Below are 24,660 nucleotides of genomic sequence, written 5' to 3' on the forward strand. Positions count from 1 at the left end.
TGCCGATTGCCGCGGCACTAATAGGCGCCGGCTACCTCAAAGCCGACGCGAATGATGTCGCAACCAAGATCCAGCCGCTCTTCGGTTCGTCCGATGTCTCCGCCGGCGACGTGCTGCGCATCGGCATCCTGCAGAAGGGCGAGCAGGCAAAAATCATCCGCGCCAGCATCTATCGCGGCACGAAACATCTGCTGACCGTCGCGCAGAACGATCATGGCGACTTCGTTGCCGGCAGCGCCCCGCCAATGCTCGATGCCATCTCGACGGCTTTCGACAATGATGCGCCCGCCCTGGCGGCCGGCCGCGACCTGCCGAGCGTCTATGACGGCATCTATCGCGCCGCCCTTTCCTACGGCATGACCAAGGAAATGGTGGCGCAGATCGTCAAGCTGCTCGCGAGCAATGTCGATTTCCAGGCACAGCTAAAGCCGACGGATTCACTGGAAGCCTTCTTCTCCGTCACCGACGACAAGGGACAGGCGACGGCCGATTCCGAGCTGCTCTATGTCAACGCCCGTTTCGGCGACAACGTCACCCGTTTCTACCGCTTCGAGGATCCGGCGGATCACTCGATCGACTACTTCGACGAGGCCGGCAAGAGCATCCGGCAATTCCTGCTGCGCAATCCTGTTCCCACCGGCGTCTTCAAATCCGGCTTCGGCATGCGGCGCCACCCGATCCTCGGCTTTGCCCGCATGCATACCGGCGTCGACTGGTCAGCACCGCGCGGCACGCCGATCATCGCTGCCGGCAACGGCATCGTCGAAAAGGCCAGCTGGGATTCCGGCGGTTTCGGCAATCAGACCTTGATCCGCCATGCGAACGGCTACGTCTCCTCCTACAATCACCAGAGCGCCATCGCCAAGGGCGTCGTCCCCGGCGCGAAGGTCGTGCAGGGACAGGTGATCGGCTTCATCGGCTCGACAGGTCTCGCGACCGGTCCTCACCTGCACTATGAGCTGATCGTCAACGGTACGAAGGTCGACCCGCTGCGCATCCGCCTTCCCGGCGGCAAATCGCTTGAAGGCGACGCGCTCGCCAAATTCCAGGAAGAGCGCAAGCGCATCGATACGTTGCTGACCGACGAGAAGACGAAGCAGATCGCCAGCAAATAGCCTCAGCCGCTCGGCCATTTCACATTTGGGCTGCGCTGCGGCCGATGGCAAAATGGCGGCCCGAAGACCGCCATCCGCATTCATTCACATGCTATAGCTTAGGCCGCTTCGTTTACCGCCTGGCGCGGACGAAACAACAGCCGGTCCGAACCGCTGGTGACCTTGACGAGCGAACCATCCGGAATTTGACCCGAAAGGATCTGTTCGGCGAGCGGATCCTGGACGTATTTCTGGATCACCCGCTTCAGCGGCCTTGCCCCATAGACCGGATCGTAACCCTTGTTGGCGAGCCAGTTGCGGGCATCGTCATCGAGTTCGAGCGTGATCTTGCGTTCCGACAGCAGCTTCAGCAGCCGCTCGAGCTGGATATCGACGATCGCGCCCATCTCATCGCGCTTCAAGCGATGGAACAGGATGATTTCGTCGATACGGTTCAGGAATTCCGGCCGGAAATGCGACCGGACGACTTCCATCACCTGCTCGCGTACCAGATCGCTGTCATCGCCATCCTTCAGCTGGGTCAGATATTCGGCGCCCAGATTGGAAGTCATGATGATCATCGTGTTGCGGAAATCGACCGTGCGGCCCTGTCCGTCCGTCAAACGTCCGTCATCCAGAACCTGGAGCAGGATGTTGAAGACATCGGGATGCGCCTTTTCGATCTCGTCGAACAGCACGACCTGATAGGGCCGACGGCGGACGGCTTCGGTCAGCGCGCCGCCTTCCTCATAGCCGACATAGCCGGGAGGAGCACCGATCAGCCGGGCCACGGAGTGTTTCTCCATGTACTCGGACATGTCGATGCGCACCATCGCGGTGTCGTCGTCGAAGAGGAAGCGGGCAAGCGCCTTGGTCAGCTCCGTCTTGCCGACACCGGTCGGGCCGAGGAAGATGAACGAGCCGATCGGCCGGTTCGGATCCTGCAAGCCAGCGCGCGAGCGGCGAACGGCGCGAGAGACGGCCTGAACGGCATCGCCCTGGCCGACGACCCATTTTGCGAGCTCGTCTTCCATCCTGAGCAGCTTGTCGCGCTCGCCTTCCAGCATCTTGTCCACGGGAATCCCGGTCCAGCGGGAAACCACCTGGGCGATGTTGTCGGCGGTGACGACCTCCTGCACCATGGAATCGCGGGCACTATCCTGCTCTTCCGCGGCGTGAAGTTCCTTCTCAAGATTGGGGATCACGCCATAGGCAAGCTCGCCGGCGCGCTGGAATTCACCCTTGCGCTGGGCAATGGCGAGCTCGTTGCGTGCATCGTCGAGCTGCTTCTTTAGATCGGCCGCAAGACCAAGCTTCTGCTTTTCGGCCTGCCAGCGCGCGGTCAGCGCATCGGCTTCCTCTTCCAGAGACGTAAGATCCGTTTCCAGCCGCTTCAGCCGGTCAGCCGAGGCCTGGTCGGTTTCCTTCTTCAACGCCTCGCGTTCGATCTTCAGCTGAATGATGCGGCGATCGAGTTCGTCGAGCTCTTCCGGCTTGGAATCCACCTGCATGCGCAGACGCGCCGCGGCTTCGTCCATCAGGTCGATGGCCTTATCCGGCAGGAAACGGTCGGTGATGTAGCGGTTCGACAGGGTTGCGGCAGCCACCAGCGCGGCATCGGCGATGCGCACCTTGTGGTGCTGCTCATACTTTTCCTTCAAGCCGCGCAGGATCGAGATCGTGTCTTCGACCGTCGGCTCCTCGACCATGACGGGCTGGAAGCGGCGGGCAAGTGCCGGATCCTTCTCGACATGCTTGCGGTATTCATCGAGCGTGGTCGCACCGACGCAGTGCAGCTCGCCACGTGCAAGGGCGGGCTTCAGAAGGTTGGACGCATCCATGGCGCCGTCAGCCTTGCCGGCTCCGACGAGGGTGTGCATCTCATCGATGAACAGGATGATCTCGCCGTTTTCCGACTGCACCTCGTTGAGCACGGCTTTCAGCCGCTCTTCAAACTCGCCGCGGAATTTTGCACCGGCAATCAGCGCGCCCATGTCGAGCGCCATCAGCTTCTTATCCTTCAGCGATTCCGGCACGTCGCCATTGACGATGCGCAACGCCAAGCCTTCGACGATCGCCGTCTTGCCGACGCCGGGCTCGCCGATCAGCACAGGATTGTTCTTCGTGCGGCGCGACAGGACCTGGATCGTGCGACGGATTTCGTCATCACGGCCGATCACAGGGTCGAGCCTGCCTTCGCGGGCCTCGGCGGTGAGGTCGCGGGCATATTTCTTCAAGGAATCGAAGCCCTGCTCCGCATTGGCCGAGTCGGCCGTGCGGCCCTTGCGGATATCGTTGATGACCTGATTGAGGGCAACAGGTGTAACGCCGGCCTTCTTCAGGCTCGCCGAAGTGGAAGCCGAGGGTTCGATGGCCAGAGCCTGCAAGAGACGCTCGGCAGTGACGAAACTGTCGCCAGCCTTCTTCGCGGCATCTTCAGCAGTGGCAAAGACCTTGGCGAGCGGCTGCGAGAGATAGACCTGGCCGTCGCCGCCGGAAACCTTCGGCAGCTTGGCAAGCGCGGCATCATTGGCAAGACGCGCAGCCTTGGCATCACCGCCGGCGCGTTCGATCAACGAGGCAGCCATCCCCTGGTCGTCGTCCAGAAGCACCTTGAGAACATGCTCGGGGGTGAACTGCTGATTTCCTTGCGCAAGCGCATTGGTTTGAGCGGATTGCAGGAAACCGCGAACCCGTTCGGAGTATTTTTCGATATTCATATGAGACCTCCATGAATCGCTCTGCCCATACAGGCACAGACCGATGATTGAGATTGAGCCCCCTCTAGAGGCAGGCCCCGCCTTTCCGCCATTGAGATTTGCGACAAGACAACTGGAGGGAATATGGGAGGATATTCGAAGAGTTTAAAGGGTCATGGAACGGAAAAACCGGACGGAGTGGCTCCATTTGCTTCGGCAATCGAAGAAGCGCCGGTTAGTCCAGAAAGGGACTACCCGCCATACAAAAAGGAATGGCGGCTTTCGCCGCCATTCCTGCATTCTCGCTTTATTAACTCGTTCACTCCAGCGGAGCGACTTATTCCGAGGTAGCGTCCGCCAAAGCCGGAGCTTCGCTCGACCCGGCTTCACCCTGGTCATCGCCCTCGGCTGCAGCACTGCGGCGCGGCTGGCGGCGCGGACGATTACCGCCTGCACTGCGACGGCGCGGCTGGCGCTCGGTGGCGGCCACTGCCGGAGTTTCTTCTTCGATCGCCACTTCGGCCGGGATGCCTTCGATCACCGGCTGCGGGCCGGTACCGTTGATGGCTTCGGGCTCACTGGCCGGAGCGGCAGCAACGGCTGGAGCAGCCTGCTGCTGGCGAACGTGAGGTTGAGCCATCTGCGGCTGATCGTCGATTTCCTGCGCATCCATATCGTCGATGTCACGCTCGGCATTATCGCGGTCATTGTAATTGTGATGATCGTCGCGCTGGTAGCGCTCCTGCATCTGCGCCTGAGCGCTGGCAATGATCCGATTGTAGTGTTCGGCATGCTGCAGGTAGTTTTCCGCCATGACGCGGTCGCCGGAGCTTTGAGCATCGCGAGCCAAGGCCGCGTATTTCTCGGCGATATGCTGTGCGGTTCCGCGGATTTTCACATCGGGACCAGAGCTGTCGTAAGTCCTGGTCAGCGGGTTCGAGCCCTTGCGGTTGAAATTGTTGTTGTTATTTCCGCCGCCGCCGTTGTTGTTGTTACCACGCCCCCGACCGCGCTTGTTCTGCTGTCCTGGCCTCATAGATCCTTCACCTGAATTCTCTTCGTTGGGATAAAATTATACACGACACCTGCCGCCGCGGTTCGGACACCGCCAAACCAGGGCTTTCGTGCCGCAAGCAAACTGCGCTTTAGCGCCGGTCTGCCGCTCGACTACGTCAGATTAAACTGATCACGCATTGGGTTATCTTCAACCTTTGACACTCTTACCAGAGAGCGGTTCCCCGAGGCTGTCCAAGATAAGCGAATCGTCTCGCTCATTCCCAGCCGCCCAACGCGTGAGCGCAACCTATATTGCTTCCTCAGGAAATCCAAGCTTTTTCTTTGCGATAGCAACGGGGTCTCACAAATCCGCTGAAAACGTCGCATTAATGTTGAAATTCAAACACAAGAACCCGGTCATTCTGCCCGTAGTCACGGACCGCCTCGACGAGGGAAAATCCTGCTCCTTCAAAAATTGAAGTCACCGTTTCACGCTGATCGTAGCCGATCTCCACACCTATCATACCGTCCGGATGCAGGAACCGAGCCGCGTCCTTCGCGATCGCCCTGTAAGCATCCAGCCCATCAAGGCCCCCGTCAAGGGCCGCGGGAGGATCGAAATCCTTTACTTCTGGAGCGAGAGTGGAAATGACATTGGACGCAATATAGGGCGGATTTGAGACAATCACATGAAAACATTCGTGGATGGCGTCAAACCAGCTTCCATGCGCGGTCATAAACCGCTCTGCCAGGCCATTTCGCTCAGCGTTCCCGCGAGCCGTTTCCAGCGCTTCGCTGGAAATATCGGAACCGACACCCGTCGCTTGCGGGCTTTCGTGGAGCAGGGCCAAACAGATCGCCCCGGTACCCGTTCCAATGTCCAGCATATGGATATTGCCGATCTTGGATTCAAGACGCCTGATATGCGGCAGCATCGTATCGACGAGAATTTCCGTATCAGGCCGCGGCTCGAGCGTCGCCGGCGACAGCCGCAGCGACAGACCATAAAACTCCCGCTCGCCGAGAATGCGATGGACCGGCTCATGATTGAGCCGCCGGGCAATCGCAGCCCGTACCATAGCGGCATCATCTTCTGACACAGGCTCGGAACCGCGCGTCACCAGCCCGGTCGCGGAAAGGCGAAGAAGGCCGCCGACAATAATGCGCGCCTCCGTGGCGGGATCATCGAGATCGGCCTCGGCAAAGCGGGCGCGCACCTCCTGCAGGAGTCCGGAAACGGTCGACCCTTGCCCGCCGCTCATGTCTGTTCGCCGAGCTGGGCGAGCTGGCTCGCCTGGTAGTCCGCCAAAAGCGCGTCGACCACTTCGTCGATCTCGCCGATCATCATCCGGTCGAGCTTGTAAAGCGTCAGGTTGATGCGGTGATCGGTGACGCGCCCTTGCGGGAAATTATAGGTGCGGATGCGTTCGGAGCGGTCGCCGGAGCCAACCTGGCTTTTGCGGTCGGCGGAACGCTCACTGTCGGCGCGCTGGCGCTCCATGTCAAAGAGGCGCGAACGCAAGACCTGCATCGCCTTGGCGCGGTTCTGGTGCTGCGACTTTTCCGAGCTCGTGACGACGATGCCGGAGGGAAGATGCGTGATGCGCACGGCCGAGTCCGTCGTGTTGACGTGCTGGCCGCCGGCGCCGGATGAGCGCATGGTGTCGATACGGATATCCTCGGGTCGGATTTCGATATCGATCTCCTCAGCCTCCGGCAGAACGGCAACGGTCGCCGCCGAGGTGTGGATGCGCCCGCCCGCCTCGGTCTCCGGCACGCGCTGCACGCGATGGACACCGGATTCGAACTTCAGCCGGGAAAACACGCCCTTGCCGCTGATGGTCGCGATGATTTCCTTGAAACCACCGGCTTCGCCATCACTCGCCGAAAGCACCTCCACCTTCCAGCCGTTGCTGGCGGCGAAACGCTCATACATCCGGAAAAGATCGCCGGCAAAAAGCGCCGCCTCGGAGCCGCCGGTGCCAGCGCGGATTTCTAGGATCGCGCTTTTCTCGTCGGCCGCGTCCTTCGGCAGAAGCTCGACCTGGATATCCTTTTCCAGCGCCTCGATGCGCTCCTTGACCTCGGGCAGCTCCATCTCCGCAAGATCGCGCATCTCGCGATCGACCGATTTGTCGGAGAGCATGGCCTCAAGATCGGCAGCCTCGGCTAGAGCGCGCTCATAATCCCGGATCTTGGTCACGACCGGCTGCAATTCGGAATATTCGGAAGCAAGCTTCACATAGACATCCGCGGCCGGGCCAGCGGACATGCGCGCCTCGATCTCGCCGAAGCGACGTTCCAACTCGCGCATTTTTTCAACGGGGAGCTTCGCCACCCTCTACTCCAATTCTTCTTATTATCTCTGCTTTGATGTTGTGATGCGCATGATCCTGCCTGCAAACCGCTTCGTGCTTTTCAGGATCGGACGCTAAAGCGGAATATTGTGGCTCTCGGCAAAGCGCGCAAGGATATCGCGCATGGAACTCGTCGGCTGCCTGTCATCGAGTGCGGCCTCCATGACTTCGGACAAGGCCTTGAGGTCGAGCCCGAGCAGCATTGCCTTGACCGGGCCGATCGAGGCCGGCGACATCGAAACCGAGCGGAAACCGATTCCGAGCAGGGCCATAGCCGAAATCGTCTTGCCCGCCAGTTCGCCGCAAAGCGTCACCGGCGTCTTGTTGCGTTCGCCAGCGCGCACAATATCGCGCAGGATACGCAGGAACGGCCGCTCGAGCGGATCGAAGCGATCCGAAACGCGGGCATTGCCGCGATCGACCGCCATCGAGAACTGGAACAGGTCGTTGGAGCCGACCGAGACGAAATCGACTTCCGCCATCAACTCGTCCAGCTGCCACAGCAGCGCGGGCACCTCGAGCATTGCGCCGAACTGCAGCTTGCGCGGCAGGCTGTGCCCGAAGCGCGAGAGGTGCTGCACTTCCTTCTGCAGAAGTTCGCGCACGGCCCTGATCTCGGAGACTTCCGTGACCATCGGCACCATCATCTTCAATTCGTTGTCGGCCGCCGCCTTGAGCATGGCCCTGAGCTGCGTGCGCAACAGGCCGGGACGATCGAGCGAGAGACGGATGGCACGCCAGCCGAGCGCGGGATTTTCTTCCTCATGCGCCCGGAAATAGGGAACGACCTTGTCGCCGCCGATGTCGAGCGTGCGGAAGGTGACGACACGGCCGCCCGCCTGCTTCAGGACATTGCGATAGAACGCTTCCTGCTCATCCGCCTTCGGCATGGTCGAGGCGATCATGAACTGCAGCTCGGTACGGAACAGGCCGATACCCTCGGCCCCTGATTCCGCAAGCTGCGGCAGGTCCACCAGCAGGCCGGCATTCATCAACAGCGAAATGCGCTGCCCGTCCTTGGTGACCGGCTCGACGGAGCGCAGAGCCCGGAACTGCTCCTGCCTGCGGGCACGAAACCGGACCTTCTCCTCATAGGAGCGCTGATGATCGGCCATAGGCCGAAGGTGAACATGGCCGCCATCGCCATCGATGATGACCGAATCGCCATTTTCCGCCAGCGCGACGATGCCTGCCGCCTGCCCGACGACCGGAATGCCCATGGCGCGCGCCACGATGACGACATGGCTCGTGACAGCGCCCTCTTCCAGTACCAGACCGCGAATATTGGCGCGCGGATAATCGAGCAGTTCCGCCGCACCCATCGCACGCGCAAAGATGACCGCGTCGTTCGGAAAGCCTTCAGCGCTGGTACGCCCGGAATGTCCGATGAGCTGCCGCAAAAGCCGGTTTGCCAGATCCTCGAAATCATGCATGCGTTCGCGCAGATAGGGATCGGTGAGGCGCATCATGCGCGCCTTGGTGTCGCTCTGCACCTTTTCGACGGCGGCTTCAGCGGTCAAGCCATTGCGGACGGCTTCCTCGAGCTTGCGCACCCAGCCCTGGTCGTGCGCGAACATGCGGTAGGTTTCAAGAACCTCGCGATGTTCGCCTTCCATGGAAACGTCGCGGCGCGAGAGCATGTCGTCGATCGAAATGCGCAGCGATCCCAGCGCTTCGGCGAGACGGCCGATTTCCTTGTCGGTATCCTCGTTCAGCAGGTTGGTGACGACGATACGCGGCTCGTGCAGCACGACATAGCCGAGGCCGATCCCTTCATTGTAGCTGTCGCCATCAATCGTGACGGAGCGTGTGAGGTCAAGCTCCAGACCCGGCTTGGTGATCTTCTTCAGCTCGCCGGTCGCGATCATCTCGGCCAGCACCATGGCCGTCGTTTCGAGCGCCTCCAGCTCTTCCTCGCGGTAGGTGCGACTCGCCTTGTTCTGGACGACGAGAACGCCGAGCGACCGGCCGGTGCGCAGGATCGGCACGCCGAGGAAGGAGTGATAAATCTCTTCGCCGGTTTCCGGCAGGTAGCGGTAGGCGGGATGCGATTGCGCGTCCGAAAGATTGAGCGGCTGGGCGGAGGCCGCAATCGTGCCGACGAGGCCTTGCCCCATCTTCAATTGCGAAAGGTGTACGGCCTCTTTATTCAGACCCTCGGTGGCATAAAGCTCGAGGACTCCGTCCGCACGCAGCACGTAAGCCGAGCACACCTCGGCGACCATGTTGCTGGCAATCTGGCGGACGATCCGGTCAAGGCGCTCCTGCGGCTCCAGCGGCTCCGCCATCAATTCGCGTAGCCGCTTGAGCAGAACGCGTGGACCGCCGGATAGGTCTCTCATTGCGCCACTAGCTCCCGAATCAAGATGTCATGCTCGTCTTGCCCACGTTAGGGCCGGCCGAAACTCGCCTCCGTCACGGTCCGTCGTCAGCAGTCGTGACTCAACTCTTATCCAGACCGTAGCAGGAATGCAAAGTCCTGACTGCGAGTTCTGCATAAGGACCGTCGATCAGGATGGAAATCTTGATTTCTGACGTCGTAATAGCCTTGATGTTGATGCCTTTTTCGGCAAGTGCCCTGAAAGCGGTCGCGGCCACGCCCGCATGCGAACGCATGCCGATGCCGATGACCGAAACCTTGACCAGGCCTGATTCGCTCTGGACGACGTCGTAGCCGATCTTTTCCTTGTTCTCGCCAAGAACGCGCAGCGCCTTCTCGACATCGCCGGACGGAACCGTGAAGGTCATGTCGGTTTTCGAACCGTCCTCGGAAATGTTCTGGACGATCATGTCGACATTGATGTGGTTTTCGGCCAGCGGCCCGAAGATCGCGGCGGAAACACCCGGCCGGTCGGCAAGACGGCGCAGCGAGATCTGGGCCTCATCCTTGGCATAGGCAATGCCGGTGACTACTTCCTGTTCCACGATTTCTTCCTCGTCACAAATCAGCGTTCCGGGCGGGTTAAGCAGATCGCCCATGCCCGGAGCATCGGGATCCTCGAAAGAAGAGCGCACGAAAGTGCGGACCTTGAACACCATGGCGAGCTCAACCGAGCGCACCTGCAGCACCTTTGCGCCGAGAGAGGCCATTTCGAGCATTTCCTCGAAGGCGATCTTCTTCAGGCGACGCGCCTTGGGCTCGATGCGCGGATCGGTCGTATAGACCCCATCGACGTCGGTATAGATGTCGCAGCGATCGGCCTTGACGGCGGCGGCGATCGCAACGGCCGAGGTGTCGGAACCGCCACGCCCGAGCGTCGAGAGGCGGTTGTCGGGGCCGAGCCCCTGAAAGCCGGCGATGACGGCGACCTGGCCCTCACCCATGCGGCGGATGATGTCCTCGCCCTCGATCTCGAGAATACGGGCGGCGCCATGGGCGTTGTCGGTGCGGATCGGGATTTGCCAGCCCTGCCAGGAGCGGGCGTTGATGCCCATGGCCTGCAGCGCAATCGCCAGAAGGCCTGATGTGACCTGCTCGCCCGAAGCCACGACGGCATCATATTCGCGCGCATCGTAGATCGAGTGGTTGGCGCCGGAGACTTTCGGCATGTTCTGGACCCAGCCGACCAGTTCGTTGGTCTTGCCAGACATCGCGGAAACGACCACAGCCACTTCGTGTCCGGCATCGACCTCGCGTTTCACATGGCGTGCGACATTCTTGATACGGTCCAGATCCGCGACGGAGGTCCCGCCGAATTTCATCACGATGCGTGCCATGTGCCTCTACCAGTACCCTGCGCCGGGCGGCTGAACGCGATAAGCCCGACATGCAAAATCGCCCTCCCGGTTCGGTAGCCGGAAAAGCGTGATCTCAATGGGGCCGTCTCTTAGCGAGTTTGTCGGGCAGGTGCAATAGCATCGGACGCCAGAGGTGATGAAAAGTTTACTCTAAAAATCCACTTTTAAGGTCGACCAGAGCTTGTCGAGAATACCCTCTTCCCTGGGCAGGTTTTCCCTGTTGAGAAAGGTGGCGACAAGCACCCCGCCTTCCGGCCGGCCGGTCGCGACGATCTCATACTCCATGACGTCGTCGTCCGTGGTCGTCTCCGCCTTGATGCCCTTCAATACGGTACCGCTCGGCAATGCGCGCTGGGTTGGCCGCTTGCTGATCTTGGCGCCGCCATTGAGGCTCTCCTGCACCATCTGCTGCAGTATGACATCGGTATAGCTGGAAGGATTGAGACCCTTATAGACCTGCACGATGATGCCGGTGCCGATCGGCGTCATCAGCGCATATTGCTGCACGCCGTCTCCGAGATCCGTCTTTGCGACGGTGAATTTGCCATCATGATCGAAGGAGAATTTGCCGCCCGTGAAGGTCACCGTTTCGCTGCGCTGCAGCTCTACAGGCACCTTGCTGCCGTCCTTCATGGTAACTTCGAGCGTATCGCCGGGATTGATACCGACGCTAATGCCGTCGATCGTCAGGCGAAACCCCTTGCCGTCCCCGGCATTTGCATGGCTGGCCGCAAGCCAACCCATGGCGATGGCCGTCGCGAGACGGAATGGTCTCATGAGGAACTCCTCTACAAGCCGGTCGATCGCAATCAATCCCGGTCCCGAAACCCATTTCACAGCCCCGGGGATTGATCGGCCATAAGATACCTCCATGTCAACCTTCGCATCGCAATTCGCGCCTCCTGATCGGGATAGCCCACAGCTGATCGAAGGTCGCAGGCCCTTGACATCGCGCATCGATCGTCCGACTTCACCCTACGGGATAGAATTATTGCGTGCGGCCGTCCGAACCTTCGAACGACGCAAATCACGGAGCAAGCCATGAACGAAACGGCAAAGAGCACGATCGACCAGAGCGAAGTGGACCGTTTCTCCGCCATGGCGGCCGAGTGGTGGAGCCCCACTGGCAAGTTCAAGCCGCTGCACAAGTTCAATCCTGTGCGCCTTGCCTATATCCGCGACCGCGCCTGCGAGAATTTCGACCGCGACCCGAAGAGCAGCAAGCCGCTTGAGGGCCTGCGCGTGCTCGACATTGGCTGCGGCGGCGGCCTGCTGTCGGAGCCGGTAGCCCGCATGGGCGCCAGCGTCATTGGCGCCGACCCCTCGGAAAAGAACATCGGCATTGCCTCAACGCACGCAAAAGCCTCCGGCGTTCCCGTCGACTACCGTGCCGTCACCGCCGAGCAGCTTGCTGAAGCCGGCGAAACTTTCGATATCGTCCTGAACATGGAAGTGGTGGAGCATGTCGCCGACGTCGAATTCTTCCTGTCGACCTGCGCGAAAATGGTGCGCCCCGACGGCCTGATGTTCGTCGCGACCATCAATCGCACCATGAAGGCAGCAGCGCTTGCCATTTTCGCGGCGGAAAACGTGCTGCGCTGGCTGCCGCGCGGCACTCATCAATACGAAAAGCTCGTGCGTCCTGAGGAGATCGAAAAGCCGCTTGCGGCAAGCGGTCTCGAGATCACCGCCCGCACGGGCGTATTCTATTCGCCGCTGCAGGATCGCTGGAACCTGTCGAAAGATATGGACGTCAACTATATGCTGTTGGCGAAGCGGGCAAACCTGAGCTGATCACGCATCTGCCTCAGATCTTCAGTGTCAGCACATGCGCCAGTAACTCGCCCTGCGTGGCAGCGTTGAGCGCAACGATTTCCTTGATACGAGAACGATCGATCTCAAGTGGCTGACCATCGGATCCATAGGGCTGCTTGAATGAGAACGCCCTTGGGCCTGCGCCATAATCGTGAAGGTGTTCTAGGCGCTCTACCCCATCCTGCCATCGCGGTACGGCCCCAGCTTCCACCCACCAAAGGACAAGCGGCGGCCAGCTCTGCCTGACATTCCAGTGCCGCCCATGTTTCAGGGCGTCGGCATGCACGCCGCTATAGGTGAATGCCATCAGCGATTCGATATCGGCCCAAAGCGATAGGGATGACGGCGCGGTCTGAAAGCCGCTACCCTCGATGAAACGCGGGAAAACCTGCTCGCCCCAACAGGCAGTGCCCGGCTCGCCGACATAGCCAGAGCGGCCAAAGAAACCGTGAGCACGGGCCGCCGCCTCGAAATTCGCCGCCTCGCGCAGGCGAAACCCCTCGACGGCTGGGCTTTCATAGGCCTCGACATGCAGCCCGAAATTATACATGGCGAGATGTTGGCTGCCGGCGACCGGCATCAGTTGATATCGTCGGGCAGCACAGGAACAGCAGCGATCTCGATGCCTTCCTCGACGAGTGCCTGTGCCTCGTCCGGCGTCGCCTTGCCGATGATCCCGCGCGCATCTGCTTCGCCGTAATGAATCTTGCGGGCCTCCTCCGGGAATTTCGTACCGACATCCTCGGCATTGGCCTTGATGGCGTCGACCGCTTCCTTGAGTTTCACCAAGGCCTGCTTGCGCGCTGCGTCCATCGCGAGCGTCTGCAACTCATCCTTCTTGCGCGCCGTCGAAACCGAAGGCGCCATCAGGAGCTTGGAGATCGCACCCGAATTGCAGACAGGACAGGTGAGGAAACCGCTTGCGACCTGGCGATCGAAATCAGCGCTTTCGGAAAACCAGCCCTCGAACTCATGGGCGTTGTCACAGGTAAGCGAATAACGGATCAAGCAGCGACGCCTCCAGCCGCCGGCGTCGCGATCTTCTCCAGCGAAAATTCACGCGCATTCTTCAGGTTCGGTATCTTGTCATGGGCTGATTTGACGGCGGCGATATCGATCTCGGCGATGACGACGGCTTCGCCCGTACCGCCGGCGGATGCCAGCACCTTGCCCCAGGGATCGATAATCATCGAATGGCCAAAGGTCTCGCGGCCGTCCTCATGCTTGCCGGCCTGCGCGGCGGCAATCACGAACATGCCGTTTTCGATGGCGCGGGCGCGCAGCAGGATTTCCCAATGCGCTTCGCCGGTCTGCTTTGTGAAGGCGGCAGGCACCGTCATCACCTCGGCGCCGGCAACGGCCTGGGCGCGGAAGAGCTGCGGAAAGCGCACGTCGTAGCAGATGGAAAATCCGAGCTCGGCGAACGGCAGCGACGCGATGCGCGCTTCCGATCCCGGCCGGTAGACGGCGCTTTCGCGCCAGCTTTCGCCATTGTCGAGATCGACATCGAACATATGGATCTTGTCGTAGCGATTGATGAGCTTGCCATCGGGACCGAAGAGGAAACCGCGATTGGCGATCTTGCCGTCATCGAGCGCAATGGCCGTCGAGCCGATGTGAAGATGGATGCCAAGTTCCTTCGCCAGCTCGGAGGCCGTCTTGACGATGATATCGTTCGGCTCGTCGCGCAGCACGGCACGCAGCCCCGGGCGATCCTTCTGCACCGCGCCGGTCATCTCCGGCGTCTGTACGTAGATCGCCCCCTTGGAGGCTGCATCCCGCACCAAACGGGTCATATCAGCCGCGTTCTTCACCGGATCGACGCCGGAACACATCTGGATGGCAGCGGCCTTGAAGCTCATCGGTTTCTCCCTCGTCATAAGGATCAGGCAGCCAGCATCGGATCGAGCTTGCCGGCCCGGTCGAGTGCGTGGATATCGTCACAGCCACCGACATGCTCGCCATTGATGAAGATCTGCGGGAAGGTCGAGGCGCCATTCGCCTTGGCGATCATCTCCTGCCGCATCTCGGGCGAATAGGTGGCGTTATGTTCGACATAATCGACGCCTTTGGATTCGAGCAGGGATTTCGCGCGGGCGCAATAGCCGCAGAATTCACGCGTATAGATAACGACGGATGCCATGATCCACTCCGGAAAAGCCTAGATTTGGAGCATGATGCCGAAAAGTGTCTGCGGTTTTCGCACGACATCATACTCTACTTGTTTGATGCTAGAGCGGATTCAGATTTTAGGTCGAACAGACCTAAAATCATCCGCCTCTAGTGTCATATAAGATGGCCGACGACCCTTGCAAAGGTCAAAACAGTGACATCGGCAGCACCTGCTTTCTTCAGCGCGCGCGTGGCCGCGGCAACCGTGGCGCCGGTGGTGTAAACGTCGTCTACGAGAACGATGCGCCGCCCGAATATATCGGCGGCCCGATGCTCGGAAACGGCGAAAGCGCCGCGCACATTATCCTGCCGCGCCTTGGCTCCAAGACCCACCTGCTGGGTCGTGCGCTTGACGCGCAGGAGCGTTGCGGCCAGCAGCGGCTTGCCGGAAAGGCGGGCGATATGCCGGGCAAGCTCGGCAGCCTGATTGTACTTGCGCGAAAACAGCCGCGCACGGTGCAGCGGTACCGGAACGATCGCATCGCAATTCGCAATCGTGCCATCACTCGCCCGCAGCATCCAGCCCGCCATCATCGGCGCGAGATCGGTGCGATCGCGATATTTCAGGCTGAGAACGAGATCCCGCACGATGCCGTCATGAACGGCGGCGGAGCGCAACCGGTCGAAGACAGGCGGATCGGCAATCGCCTCGGCACTCAGAATTCCCACGCCGAGATCATGGGAAAACGGGCTCCCAAGGACCTCGCAATAGGGCCGCTCGATAAAGCGAATACCCGACCAGCATGCGGGGCAAAGACCGCGATGCGCGCCGACCGAAACCCCACAGCCCGGACATGCGGGCGGATAGACCATATCCGCAAGCGCCACGAAAGGCCTTTTCAGCCCGGCGCCCAGGATAGACAAGGTGATTTCGCGTCCCATCATCCCCATATGATTGAGACTAGCAATTCCAGGAAAAGTGTATAGCGGTTTTCCACCCGGAATTGCGCGACAGAAACGCGTGTGTCCGGCATGCCCGCCGAATTGATGATAGTGCAGGAAACCACCATGGAAATCGTATTCGACCAATCGCTGCTTTCGGCCCGCAAACGCCGGGCGCTAAAACAAGGTGATACGAAAGCGGCTTTCCTGCTCGATATTGCCGCCAGCGAACTGGCGGAACGGCTTGCCGTCACCGAACGCCATTTCGACGACGCGGTCGAGCTGCACGGCGCGACAGGCATTGCCGCGCGCCTCGCTCTGGCGACAGGCAAGATCGGCCATTTGAAAAGGATCGAAAGCGAGAAGGATTTTGCCGCTCCCGACGAGACCATCATCGAGGCGCCTCCGGAGGAGCTGCCGCTCGCGCCGGAATCGGTCAACCTCGTGCTTTCCCCGCTCAGCCTGCACGTCACCAACGACACGCCCGGCGTCTTCATCCAGATCCGCCGCGCGCTGAAGGCCGACGGCCTTTTCCTGGCGGCGATCCCCGGCTCGGGAACCCTGCAGGAACTGCGTGACGTGCTGCTCGCGACCGAAATCGAGCTGACGGGCGGCGCAAGCCCGCGCGTCATCCCCTTTGCCGATGTCCGCGATGTCGGCGGTCTCCTTCAGCGTGCAGGCTTTACACTGCCCGTCATCGACGCCGAAAACTATACCGTGCGCTACGACAATCTGTTTGCCTTGATGCGCGACCTGCGCGCCATGGGCATGACCAATCCGCTGGTCGATCGCAGCCGCAAGCCGCTGACGCGTGCCTTCTTTCTGCGTGCGGCCGAGCTCTATGCCGAGCGCTATTCCGATCCGGACGGGCGGATCAGGGCGACATTCTCGATCATCTACGTCTCAGGCTGGACGCCGCACGAAAGCCAGCAGAAGCCACTGCGACCGGGTTCCGCCAAGGCCCGCTTGGCGGATGCGCTCAAGGTTGAGGAGCACAAGCTCAAACAATAGCCAAAGATTTGCCGGCCGCGTCAGTTCTGGGACGCCGCCGAATTCTGTATCGTATCGGACAGAAGATTGAATGTGTTTGAAAGGCTGCCGCCGAAGGCGCCGACACCGCTGATGATTGCGGCCGACATCAGGGCTGCAATCAGGCCGTATTCAATGACCGTGGCACCGGTCTTATCAGTGAAAATACGCCGAACGGAACGCATAAGCTCGAAGCTCCCAGCATTGGACAACTGAAGAATCCGATGCTCGTCATGGCATCCGGCAGGCTATGCTCATGCACTATAGCATTTCCGCTTTTCTTCGATGCGCGAAAACGCTCTATTTTTTCTTACGCATTCCGGACGGAAAACCGCTCCGCACTTTTCCTGGAAATGCGCTATTGGCAGCCGGTATCGGCACCATAACCCTGGACGATGCAGACCGAACCCGGTTCCTGCTGCAGAACGCTGCGGCGGATCGTATACCGCTTGCCGTTTTCCGTCTGCGGGATCGAACCCGTAGCAATATTGTCGATATCCGGCGCGCTTGCAAGCACGCGCGACTTGGATTTGTCAGAGAGCATAGGGGTCAGAATAAGCGAAAGCGCGACCGCCGCCGTACCGAACAGCAAAGCGATATTCAACGCGCCCGTTCTGCGCGACGTGGAATAAGACTGCTCTTTTTCCTGAACAGCTTTCCAGAAATCGTCGTCCATTATGTCAAGCCTTCTCCAACGCACCCAACAACCGCTTGATTGAGAGAATTGAATGCCAGAAGGTCATAAACGATCCCTTAATATCCACATGCAAATTAATGAGACGTAAAATTCTGGGACAGTGTCTGATTCGGGCTATAAGCCTGATATTAAATGGCTAATTCTCGTTAACCATAAATGCGATGCACCGCCTTAACGCATTCCAAACCGTCTCTGCGTAAACGCGAATGAGATCCGCCCCGCCACGGGACATCAAATTCGCCGCGCAGACGCACGTATTGCCAGAAGATTTCCTCGATACACCAAATAATAGAGATTGACACTTGCGCGCCGTGATATATCGCCAAGCTATCTTTTATTATCTTGGGTTGCAGGAATTTACACATGGCAGGTTTGCTCAAGGCGGTTGGCGGTTTGGTGATTGGTATTGCGATCCTGTTCGGGATTGCGACGTTGTTTAGTGGAAGTGCAGCCGGCGTCGCGGCGGGGCTGATAGGCGCCCTTTCCTATGCTTTTAACGGCGCCGTGATTTTTGCCCTTGGACTGATGCTCGAACATCTGGAGGCAATTCGCCGCGAATGTGACAATCAATCTGACATGCTGACGGATTTGCTCCGCAAAATGCCGAAGGCGGATGCGTCCCCTAGAGGACCGGGCGTCTCCTCCCTCGATCAGCTCGCGAAATCAACTTTCAAATTCAGAGATATCTAGACATGGCACGACGCCGCCCGAAGGCAGCGCTGTCTCAGCCCTTGCTATAGAAGCTAAAGCAGATCCTGCAGGAACGGGATCAGCGGCTCGTCGGCCGGCGGCATGGGATAGTCACGCAGAGCTTGCGGCCGCACCCATTTGATCGCCTGCCCTTCCCGGCCATGCGGGATGCCCTCATAGCGCCGGCAGATGTAAAGCGGCATCAGCAGATGGAAGGTCTCATAGGTGTGGCTGGCGAAAGTCAGCGGCGCAAGACAGGCGATCTTCGTCTGGATGCCAAGCTCTTCCTGAAGCTCACGCACCAGCGTCTCCTCCGGCGTCTCGCCGGCCTCGACCTTGCCGCCGGGAAATTCCCAAAGGCCGGCGAGGGATTTCCCTTCGGGACGCTGCGCCAACAGGATGCGGCCATCGGCATCGATGAGCGCGCAGGCGGCAACGAGAACGATTTTGCGGCCAGCCTCGCTCATGCAGCCCCCGGCGGTTGCCAATAGCAGTAGCGATAGGCTTCGCGGAAGCCGAAGCGGAGATAGAGCGCCAGAGCCGGAGCATTGTCGGCGCCGACCTGAAGCCAGGCAGTCTTGGCGCTGCGCATGCGCGCCCAGCGAAGCGCCGATGTCAGAATCTCGGCTCCTAGACCCTTGCGCCGATGCTGTACGGAAACGGCGACAGACATGATGCCGGCAAGATCATTGTCCTGCACGCACAGCGTGGTCGCCACCGGTCCGGCATCGTCATTTTCGATGACGAAGAGTCCCGATGGCGGCTTGATGCTGCTCACCACCTCCGCCAGCGCTGGCTTCAGGGCGGGATCAGCCCCATCAACCAGCAGGCTGGCATCAACATAGCGGCCGACATCGTGGCTCGGCAGATGATCCAGCATGTCAGGCAGTTCGAGATCGACGAGATTGGCGGTCATGACGATCGTCTCGTCGAAGCACGTCCAGCCGCGCTCCCGAAGGAGATCGATGAGCTTCGGCGAGGCAAGAGGGGTCTCACGCACCACCATCGGCCTGCCATAGGCCTCGAACTTGCGCTGCGCTTTTGCCAGCCGGATTTCGAGATCGCGATGATCGGAGGGATCGAGCGGCACGACAGAATTCAGCCGCTTCGACGGATGACCCGCCGTTAGCCGGATCTGCCAGCTGCCATCATATTGCACCGACGAGGCAGGCCAGGCCCGGAAGCCGACGGCTTCCAGCCTGCGCACCAGCGGCAGCTTGTTTATCGTGGTCTGCGCATGCATCAGCGAGGTATCAGCTCCGGTAGTCGCCATTGATGGCAACATATTCCTTGGTGAGGTCGCAGGTCCAGACCGTTGCGCGGCCATTGCCGAGGCCGAGATCGACCTTCACGGGAATATCCTGCTGCTTCATGACATTCGAGGCGGCGTCTTCCGAATAGGAAGCGTCACGCTCGCCGTTGACGGCAACGCGGACATCGCCGAACCAGATGGCGAGCTTGTCGCGATCCGCCATTTCGCCGGCCTTGCCGACGGCCATCACGACGCGGCCCCAATTGGCGTCTTCGCCGGCGGCCGCGGTCTTGACCAGCGGCGAATTGGCGATCGAAAGGGCGATGCGCTTGGCAGCCGCGTCATTTTCGGCGCCCGTCACGGTGATTTCGAGCATCTTGGTCGCGCCTTCGCCATCACGCACGACCTGGATGGCAAGATCCCTCAGCAGCTCATTGAGTGCCACGCGGAAACCGGCGAGCTTCTGATCGTCGGCGCGATCGATATGCGCCTGCCCGTCGGCAGCTGCGGCGCCAGTGGCAAAGAGCATCAGCGTGTCCGAGGTCGAAGTATCGCTATCGACGGTCATGGAGTTGAAGCTCGGGCCGACGCCATCGGACAGCAGCGTCTGCAACGCGGCAGAAGAAATATCGGCATCGGTGACCACGAAGGAGAGCATCGTCGCCATGTCGGGCGCAATCATGCCGGCGCCCTTGGCAATACCGTTGATGGTGACCTTGACGCCGCCGATCTCGGCGGTACGGGTCGCGACCTTGGGATAGGTGTCCGTGGTCATGATCGCCTTGGCGGCCTCGAACCAGAAATCACTTGTCGCATCCTTCGCCATCGTGTCGAGCACGCCGGCAAACTTGGTGGCGTCAAGCGGCTCGCCGATGACGCCGGTGGAGGCAAGATAGACTTCGTTTTCACCGCAGCCGACGGCAGCCGCCGCGGATTTGGCGGTCAGTTCCGTCGCCTGGCGTCCCTTCAGGCCGGTGAAGGCATTGGCATTGCCGGAATTGACGACGACGGCGCGCGCGCTGCCGTGTGCCAGGTTCTTGCGGCAAAAATCGACCGGAGCCGAAGGGCACTTCGAACGCGTAAAGACGCCGGCAACGGCGGCCGGCTTGTCGAAGACCATCAACAGGACGTCGGTTCGGTTCTTGTATTTGATGCCGGCGGATGCCGTGGTCATGCGCACGCCGCGAAGGGCGGGCATGGCTGTGAAGGTTTTGGGAGCGAGCGGAGAAACGGAACCGGACATGAGACCCACCTTAATAATGAAGAGCCCGGAAAAACCGGGCCCTGATTGTTTGAATGCCGTGACTTACTGCTGCGGCTGCGCGTCGGGCGCCGCTGCACCATCAGCAGGCGCAACGGCGTCATCGGCCGGTGCCGCGTCCTGCTGCTTCTGCGCATCCTCATAGGCCTTGCTGAGCGCCGGGTCGTTGATGACGACCTTGGTATCCTGCTTGGCCTTGTTCAGAAGCTCAAGATACTTGTCGCGCATGACGAGCTGACGAACCTGATCCTTGACTTGATCGAACGGCGGAGGAGGAGCATTGCGCTTGTCCTCGACCTTGATGATGTGCCAGCCGAAATCGGTCTTGACCGGGGTCTTCGTATAGGTGCCGACCGGCAGCGCGAAAGCCGCGTCTTCGAATTCCTTGACCATACGGCCGTGGCCGAAATAACCGAGATCGCCGCCGTCAGCCTTGTTCGGGTCGGTCGACTTTTCCTTGGCAAGTGCGGCAAAATCCTTGCCGGCATCGAGTTCCTTGATGATCGCCTTGGCTTCATCCTCGGTCTTCACGAGAATGTGGCGGGCATGAACTTCTTCCTGCTTCGGCAGGGCTGCGACTTCCTTGTCGTAGCGGGCCTTGACTTCATCATCCTTGATGGCGTCGGCGACATGCGCCTTGAAGAAAGCATTGTGCAGCTCGCGGTCGCGCATATAGGCCATATGAGCCTGGAAATCCGGCGTCTGGTCGAGCTTCTCGGCAGCGGCCTTCTGCGACAGAAGCTTCACATCGACCGAGGCCGAAAGTGCCGCGACCTTCTTCTGGTCATCCGGAAGCTGGCCAAGCTGCGGATCGAGATTGGCGATCGCGAGATCGAGTTCGGATTGATGGATTTCGACATCGCCGACCTTGGCGACAACGGGATCCTTGGCATCGGCCGCGAAGACCGGAGCCTGGAAGGTAACGATTGTCGCGAAAGCAACCGCAGCAAGCTTGTTATACTTCAACATAAAATAACCCTTCGGTGATCTCGACCGGCTCGACAGATGTGAATCCGGCGTGAAAAAGCCTTCAGCAGGAGAATGTGGCCTTTCTGTATCGGCCAAATCCCGTTGACATCAATCGACCCCCCTCTTATCTGTCACGCAACCTCGCGTCCAGAACAGTTTCCGGCCGTTTTGTGCTATACTCCCGTTTTTTTCGGGAAGGGATAAAGCAGGAAACGGCGGGATGAAATCTCAGAAAGGACCAGTCACATGGTCAGCCTAGGTGGAATTGCCCGCAAGTTGTTCGGCTCGTCCAACGACCGCCGGGTCAAATCGTTCCAGCCGCAAGTAGCCGCAATCAATGCGCTCGAACCGGAGATGCGTGCGCTGTCCGATGAAGCTCTGGCCGCCAAGACGGTTGAGTTCCGCCAGCAGCTCGCGGACGGCAAGACGCTGGATGATATCCTCGTGCCGGCCTTCGCGGTCGCTCGCGAAGCGTCGCGACGCGTTCTCGGCATGCGACCTTTCGACGTGCAGCTCATCGGCGGCATGATCCTCCATTCCAATGCGATCGCCGAAATGAAGACCGGCGAAGGTAAAACGCTCGTCGCAACCCTGCCAGTCTATCTGAACGCGTTGGCCGGCAAGGGCGTGCATGTCGTTACCGTCAACGATTACCTGGCACAGCGCGACAGCGGCACCATGGGCCGCCTGTACAGCTTCCTCGGCCTGACGACAGGCGTCATCGTCCACGGCCTGTCCGATGAACAGCGCCATGACGCCTACGCCTGCGACATCACATACGCCACCAACAACGAGCTCGGTTTCGACTATCTGCGCGACAACATGAAGTATGAGCGCGCCCAGATGGTTCAGCGCGGCCATAGCTTCGCGATCGTCGACGAAGTGGACTCGATCCTCGTCGACGAAGCGCGCACGCCGCTGATTATCTCCGGTCCGCTCGACGACCGCTCTGATCTTTATGTCACCATCGACGCCTTCATTCCCCGCCTGGCGAAGGAAGACTACGAAATCGATGAAAAGCAGCGCTCGGCAAACTTCTCCGAAGAAGGCACCGAGAAGCTGGAAAACATGCTGCGCGAAGCCGGCTTGTTGAAGGGTGAATCGCTCTACGACGTCGAGAACGTCGCGATCGTCCACCACATCAACAATGCGCTCAAGGCGCACAAGCTGTTCCAGCGCGACAAGGACTATATCGTCCGCAACGGCGAAGTCGTCATCATCGACGAATTCACCGGCCGCATGATGCCGGGCCGCCGCTATTCGGACGGCCAGCACCAGGCACTGGAAGCCAAGGAGCATGTGCAGATCCAGCCGGAAAACCAGACGCTGGCGCAGATCACCTTCCAGAACTATTTCCGCATGTACGAAAAGCTCGCCGGCATGACCGGCACGGCTTCGACGGAAGCGGAAGAATTCGGCAACATCTACGGCCTCGACGTGATCGAAGTGCCGACCAACCTGCCGATCCAGCGTATCGATGAGGACGACGAGGTCTATCGTACGCATGCCGAGAAATATAACGCCATCATCAACGAGATCCTCGACGCGCACAAGCGCGGCCAGCCGGTGCTGGTCGGCACGACATCGATCGAGAAGTCCGAACTTCTCGCCGATCTCATGCGCAAACGCGGCTTCAACAATTTCCAGGTTCTGAATGCCCGCTACCACGAGCAGGAAGCCTATATCGTCGCCCAGGCCGGCGTTCCCGGCGCGGTGACGATCGCCACCAACATGGCGGGCCGCGGCACCGACATCCAGCTCGGCGGCAATCTGGAAATGCGGGTCGAGCGCGACCTGCACGAAATGGAACCGGGTGCGGAACGCGACGCGGCCATTGCCCGCATTGCCGAAGAGATCAAGGAGCTCAAGCAGAAATCAATCGCTGCTGGCGGCCTCTACGTCATCGCCTCGGAGCGCCATGAAAGCCGCCGCATCGACAACCAGCTGCGCGGCCGCTCCGGCCGCCAGGGCGACCCGGGCCGCTCGAAGTTCTACCTGTCGCTCCAGGACGACCTGATGCGAATCTTCGGCTCCGACCGCATGGACGGCATGCTGCAGAAGCTCGGTCTCAAGGAAGGCGAAGCGATCGTCCATCCCTGGATCAACAAGGCCGTTGAGCGCGCTCAGAAGAAGGTCGAAGCCCGCAACTTCGATATCCGCAAGAACGTTCTGAAGTATGACGACGTGCTGAACGATCAGCGCAAGGTCATCTTCGACCAGCGCGTCGAGCTGATGGAATCGAAGGACCTCTCCGAATTCGTCGGCGACATGCGCCACGACGTCATCGAGGATCTCGTCGCCAGACATATTCCGGAGCGCGCCTATGCCGAACAGTGGGATGCTGACGGCCTGAAGGCCGGCGTCGCCAACTTCTTCGATCTCGACATGCCTGTTCATGACTGGGTCAAGGAAGAAGGCATCGCCGAAGACGATATCCGCGCCCGCCTGACGGAAGCGGCCGAAAAGGCTGCGGCCGAAAAGGCCGAACGCTTCGGCCCCGAGATCATGACCTATGTCGAGCGCTCCATCGTGCTGCAAACGCTGGACAATCTCTGGCGCGAGCACATCGTCAACCTCGACCACCTGCGCTCGGTCATCGGCTTCCGCGGCTACGCCCAGCGCGATCCGCTGCAGGAATACAAGGCCGAGGCTTTCGAGCTGTTCCAGGCGCTGTTGAACAATCTGCGCCAGGCCGTGACCGCCCAGCTTTCGCGCGTTGAACTGGTGCAGCAGCCGGCCGAGCCGGAAACGCCGCCGATGCAGGCCCGTCATATCGACGCGACGACCGGCGAGGACGAATTCGCCCCGTTCGCGCTTGCAAGCGAAAGCTTCATATCTCCGGAAAATCGCGATCCACTCAACCCGGCAACGTGGGGCCGCGTCGGCCGTAACGAGGCCTGCCCCTGCGGCTCCGGCAAGAAGTACAAGCACTGCCACGGCGCCTTCGAAAGCAGCGAAGTGGTCTAAGCCTAGCAAACCGATAGCAACGAACAGAATGCCGCCTTTGGG

Annotated in this window: 23 protein-coding genes (1 of these 23 running past the window's edge); 5 read left to right on the top strand and 18 right to left on the bottom strand. The window is 60.3% G+C overall.

From position 1 onward, the window contains the following. On the top strand, positions 1–1,115 hold the 3' portion of the coding sequence (locus tag RTCIAT899_RS15985; RefSeq protein ID WP_015341269.1) for a M23 family metallopeptidase. The gene continues 826 nt to the left of window position 1, outside the view; the window shows 1,115 of its 1,941 coding nt (coding positions 827–1,941); its start codon lies off the left edge, out of view; the stop codon is at positions 1,113–1,115. Between the two features lie 98 nt (positions 1,116–1,213). On the opposite strand, the gene clpB is transcribed toward RTCIAT899_RS15985, so the two are convergent. The 7 genes from clpB to RTCIAT899_RS16020 form a co-directional block, all read right to left on the bottom strand. Further along, positions 1,214–3,814, bottom strand: coding sequence for an ATP-dependent chaperone ClpB (gene clpB, locus RTCIAT899_RS15990; RefSeq protein ID WP_015341270.1), 2,601 nt, complete (start codon positions 3,812–3,814; stop codon positions 1,214–1,216). A 316-nt stretch (positions 3,815–4,130) separates the two neighbouring features. Continuing rightward, positions 4,131–4,829: a DUF4167 domain-containing protein gene (locus tag RTCIAT899_RS15995; RefSeq protein WP_015341271.1), complete on the bottom strand. Its 699-nt coding sequence runs from the start codon at positions 4,827–4,829 to the stop codon at positions 4,131–4,133. A 346-nt stretch (positions 4,830–5,175) separates the two neighbouring features. Further along, positions 5,176–6,051, bottom strand: a complete 876-nt coding sequence (gene prmC / locus RTCIAT899_RS16000; RefSeq protein ID WP_015341272.1) for a peptide chain release factor N(5)-glutamine methyltransferase — start codon at positions 6,049–6,051, stop codon at positions 5,176–5,178. Then, on the bottom strand, positions 6,048–7,127 hold the full coding sequence (prfA, locus tag RTCIAT899_RS16005; protein ID WP_015341273.1) for a peptide chain release factor 1: 1,080 nt from the start codon (positions 7,125–7,127) through the stop codon (positions 6,048–6,050). The genes prmC and prfA overlap by 4 nt, the downstream gene beginning before the upstream one ends. Positions 7,128–7,220: 93 nt before the next feature. Beyond that, positions 7,221–9,488 (bottom strand): phosphoenolpyruvate--protein phosphotransferase, encoded by a 2,268-nt coding sequence (gene ptsP, locus RTCIAT899_RS16010; RefSeq protein WP_015341274.1) that lies wholly within the window; start codon positions 9,486–9,488, stop codon positions 7,221–7,223. A gap of 100 nt (positions 9,489–9,588) precedes the next feature. Then, positions 9,589–10,863 (bottom strand): aspartate kinase, encoded by a 1,275-nt coding sequence (locus RTCIAT899_RS16015; protein ID WP_015341275.1) that lies wholly within the window; start codon positions 10,861–10,863, stop codon positions 9,589–9,591. A gap of 171 nt (positions 10,864–11,034) precedes the next feature. Then, positions 11,035–11,661 (bottom strand): hypothetical protein, encoded by a 627-nt coding sequence (locus tag RTCIAT899_RS16020; RefSeq protein ID WP_041677992.1) that lies wholly within the window; start codon positions 11,659–11,661, stop codon positions 11,035–11,037. A 264-nt stretch (positions 11,662–11,925) separates the two neighbouring features. On the opposite strand from RTCIAT899_RS16020, the gene ubiG reads away from it, so the two are divergent. Further along, the gene (gene ubiG / locus RTCIAT899_RS16025; RefSeq protein WP_015341277.1) at positions 11,926–12,678 is read left to right on the top strand and encodes a bifunctional 2-polyprenyl-6-hydroxyphenol methylase/3-demethylubiquinol 3-O-methyltransferase UbiG; all 753 of its coding nucleotides are present in this window, start codon (positions 11,926–11,928) and stop codon (positions 12,676–12,678) included. A 13-nt stretch (positions 12,679–12,691) separates the two neighbouring features. Here ubiG and RTCIAT899_RS16030 read toward each other — a convergent pair whose 3' ends face one another. The 5 genes from RTCIAT899_RS16030 to RTCIAT899_RS16050 form a co-directional block, all read right to left on the bottom strand. Next, a complete protein-coding gene (locus tag RTCIAT899_RS16030; protein ID WP_015341278.1) occupies positions 12,692–13,279 on the bottom strand; it encodes a DUF3291 domain-containing protein in 588 nt (195 codons plus the stop codon). Continuing rightward, entirely contained in the window at positions 13,279–13,707 is a 429-nt protein-coding gene (locus tag RTCIAT899_RS16035) for a DUF1178 family protein (RefSeq protein ID WP_015341279.1), read from the bottom strand. The genes RTCIAT899_RS16030 and RTCIAT899_RS16035 overlap by 1 nt, the downstream gene beginning before the upstream one ends. Beyond that, complete coding sequence (locus RTCIAT899_RS16040; protein ID WP_015341280.1) at positions 13,704–14,561, bottom strand: carbon-nitrogen hydrolase family protein; 858 nt, start codon at positions 14,559–14,561, stop codon at positions 13,704–13,706. Before RTCIAT899_RS16040 ends, RTCIAT899_RS16035 begins: the two co-directional genes overlap by 4 nt. A gap of 23 nt (positions 14,562–14,584) precedes the next feature. Further along, the gene (grxC, locus tag RTCIAT899_RS16045) at positions 14,585–14,842 is read right to left on the bottom strand and encodes a glutaredoxin 3 (RefSeq protein WP_015341281.1); all 258 of its coding nucleotides are present in this window, start codon (positions 14,840–14,842) and stop codon (positions 14,585–14,587) included. Between the two features lie 143 nt (positions 14,843–14,985). Next, a complete protein-coding gene (locus RTCIAT899_RS16050; RefSeq protein WP_015341282.1) occupies positions 14,986–15,762 on the bottom strand; it encodes a ComF family protein in 777 nt (258 codons plus the stop codon). Positions 15,763–15,879: 117 nt separating this feature from the next. Here RTCIAT899_RS16050 and RTCIAT899_RS16055 point away from each other — a divergent pair, with 117 nt between their 5' ends. Beyond that, positions 15,880–16,764, top strand: coding sequence for a class I SAM-dependent methyltransferase (locus tag RTCIAT899_RS16055; protein WP_015341283.1), 885 nt, complete (start codon positions 15,880–15,882; stop codon positions 16,762–16,764). A gap of 20 nt (positions 16,765–16,784) precedes the next feature. Here RTCIAT899_RS16055 and RTCIAT899_RS16060 read toward each other — a convergent pair whose 3' ends face one another. After that, a complete protein-coding gene (locus RTCIAT899_RS16060; protein ID WP_015341284.1) occupies positions 16,785–16,967 on the bottom strand; it encodes a Flp family type IVb pilin in 183 nt (60 codons plus the stop codon). A gap of 173 nt (positions 16,968–17,140) precedes the next feature. Continuing rightward, on the bottom strand, positions 17,141–17,458 hold the full coding sequence (locus tag RTCIAT899_RS16065; RefSeq protein ID WP_015341285.1) for a hypothetical protein: 318 nt from the start codon (positions 17,456–17,458) through the stop codon (positions 17,141–17,143). 384 nt (positions 17,459–17,842) lie between these two features. Between RTCIAT899_RS16065 and RTCIAT899_RS16070 the strand changes: the two genes are divergently transcribed. Next, entirely contained in the window at positions 17,843–18,169 is a 327-nt protein-coding gene (locus RTCIAT899_RS16070; protein ID WP_015341286.1) for a hypothetical protein, read from the top strand. A gap of 53 nt (positions 18,170–18,222) precedes the next feature. Here the strand turns inward: RTCIAT899_RS16070 and mutT are convergent, their stop codons facing one another. The 4 genes from mutT to RTCIAT899_RS16090 all read right to left on the bottom strand — a co-directional run bounded on the left by mutT (position 18,223) and on the right by RTCIAT899_RS16090 (position 21,651). Then, on the bottom strand, positions 18,223–18,636 hold the full coding sequence (gene mutT, locus RTCIAT899_RS16075) for an 8-oxo-dGTP diphosphatase MutT (protein ID WP_015341287.1): 414 nt from the start codon (positions 18,634–18,636) through the stop codon (positions 18,223–18,225). Then, the gene (locus RTCIAT899_RS16080) at positions 18,633–19,442 is read right to left on the bottom strand and encodes a GNAT family N-acetyltransferase (protein WP_015341288.1); all 810 of its coding nucleotides are present in this window, start codon (positions 19,440–19,442) and stop codon (positions 18,633–18,635) included. Before RTCIAT899_RS16080 ends, mutT begins: the two co-directional genes overlap by 4 nt. Continuing rightward, positions 19,423–20,664, bottom strand: a complete 1,242-nt coding sequence (gene argJ, locus RTCIAT899_RS16085; protein ID WP_015341289.1) for a bifunctional glutamate N-acetyltransferase/amino-acid acetyltransferase ArgJ — start codon at positions 20,662–20,664, stop codon at positions 19,423–19,425. Before argJ ends, RTCIAT899_RS16080 begins: the two co-directional genes overlap by 20 nt. A gap of 63 nt (positions 20,665–20,727) precedes the next feature. Next, the gene (locus RTCIAT899_RS16090; protein WP_015341290.1) at positions 20,728–21,651 is read right to left on the bottom strand and encodes a peptidylprolyl isomerase; all 924 of its coding nucleotides are present in this window, start codon (positions 21,649–21,651) and stop codon (positions 20,728–20,730) included. 246 nt (positions 21,652–21,897) lie between these two features. On the opposite strand from RTCIAT899_RS16090, the gene secA reads away from it, so the two are divergent. Beyond that, on the top strand, positions 21,898–24,618 hold the full coding sequence (secA, locus tag RTCIAT899_RS16095; protein WP_015341291.1) for a preprotein translocase subunit SecA: 2,721 nt from the start codon (positions 21,898–21,900) through the stop codon (positions 24,616–24,618). Positions 24,619–24,660: the final 42 nt, after the last annotated feature.

This window comes from Rhizobium tropici CIAT 899 (assembly GCF_000330885.1).
In the GTDB taxonomy this organism is placed as follows: domain Bacteria; phylum Pseudomonadota; class Alphaproteobacteria; order Rhizobiales; family Rhizobiaceae; genus Rhizobium; species Rhizobium tropici.

Bases quoted from the DNA above. Each gene is read 5' to 3' on its own strand.
- RTCIAT899_RS16065 (WP_015341285.1), bottom strand. From the start codon at position 17,458: ATGGACGACGATTTCTGGAAAGCTGTTCAGGAAAAAGAGCAGTCTTAT.
- RTCIAT899_RS15995 (WP_015341271.1), bottom strand. From the start codon at position 4,829: ATGAGGCCAGGACAGCAGAACAAGCGCGGTCGGGGGCGTGGTAACAAC.
- RTCIAT899_RS16015 (WP_015341275.1), bottom strand. From the start codon at position 10,863: ATGGCACGCATCGTGATGAAATTCGGCGGGACCTCCGTCGCGGATCTG.
- RTCIAT899_RS16060 (WP_015341284.1), bottom strand. From the start codon at position 16,967: ATGCGTTCCGTTCGGCGTATTTTCACTGATAAGACCGGTGCCACGGTC.
- RTCIAT899_RS16020 (WP_041677992.1), bottom strand. From the start codon at position 11,661: ATGAGACCATTCCGTCTCGCGACGGCCATCGCCATGGGTTGGCTTGCG.
- grxC (WP_015341281.1), bottom strand. From the start codon at position 14,842: ATGGCATCCGTCGTTATCTATACGCGTGAATTCTGCGGCTATTGCGCC.
- secA (WP_015341291.1), top strand. From the start codon at position 21,898: ATGGTCAGCCTAGGTGGAATTGCCCGCAAGTTGTTCGGCTCGTCCAAC.
- RTCIAT899_RS16090 (WP_015341290.1), bottom strand. From the start codon at position 21,651: ATGTTGAAGTATAACAAGCTTGCTGCGGTTGCTTTCGCGACAATCGTT.
- clpB (WP_015341270.1), bottom strand. From the start codon at position 3,814: ATGAATATCGAAAAATACTCCGAACGGGTTCGCGGTTTCCTGCAATCC.
- RTCIAT899_RS16080 (WP_015341288.1), bottom strand. From the start codon at position 19,442: ATGGCGACTACCGGAGCTGATACCTCGCTGATGCATGCGCAGACCACG.
- argJ (WP_015341289.1), bottom strand. From the start codon at position 20,664: ATGTCCGGTTCCGTTTCTCCGCTCGCTCCCAAAACCTTCACAGCCATG.
- RTCIAT899_RS16055 (WP_015341283.1), top strand. From the start codon at position 15,880: ATGGAAATCGTATTCGACCAATCGCTGCTTTCGGCCCGCAAACGCCGG.
- mutT (WP_015341287.1), bottom strand. From the start codon at position 18,636: ATGAGCGAGGCTGGCCGCAAAATCGTTCTCGTTGCCGCCTGCGCGCTC.
- RTCIAT899_RS16070 (WP_015341286.1), top strand. From the start codon at position 17,843: ATGGCAGGTTTGCTCAAGGCGGTTGGCGGTTTGGTGATTGGTATTGCG.
- ptsP (WP_015341274.1), bottom strand. From the start codon at position 9,488: ATGAGAGACCTATCCGGCGGTCCACGCGTTCTGCTCAAGCGGCTACGC.
- prmC (WP_015341272.1), bottom strand. From the start codon at position 6,051: ATGAGCGGCGGGCAAGGGTCGACCGTTTCCGGACTCCTGCAGGAGGTG.
- ubiG (WP_015341277.1), top strand. From the start codon at position 11,926: ATGAACGAAACGGCAAAGAGCACGATCGACCAGAGCGAAGTGGACCGT.
- RTCIAT899_RS16040 (WP_015341280.1), bottom strand. From the start codon at position 14,561: ATGAGCTTCAAGGCCGCTGCCATCCAGATGTGTTCCGGCGTCGATCCG.
- RTCIAT899_RS16050 (WP_015341282.1), bottom strand. From the start codon at position 15,762: ATGGGGATGATGGGACGCGAAATCACCTTGTCTATCCTGGGCGCCGGG.
- RTCIAT899_RS16030 (WP_015341278.1), bottom strand. From the start codon at position 13,279: ATGCCGGTCGCCGGCAGCCAACATCTCGCCATGTATAATTTCGGGCTG.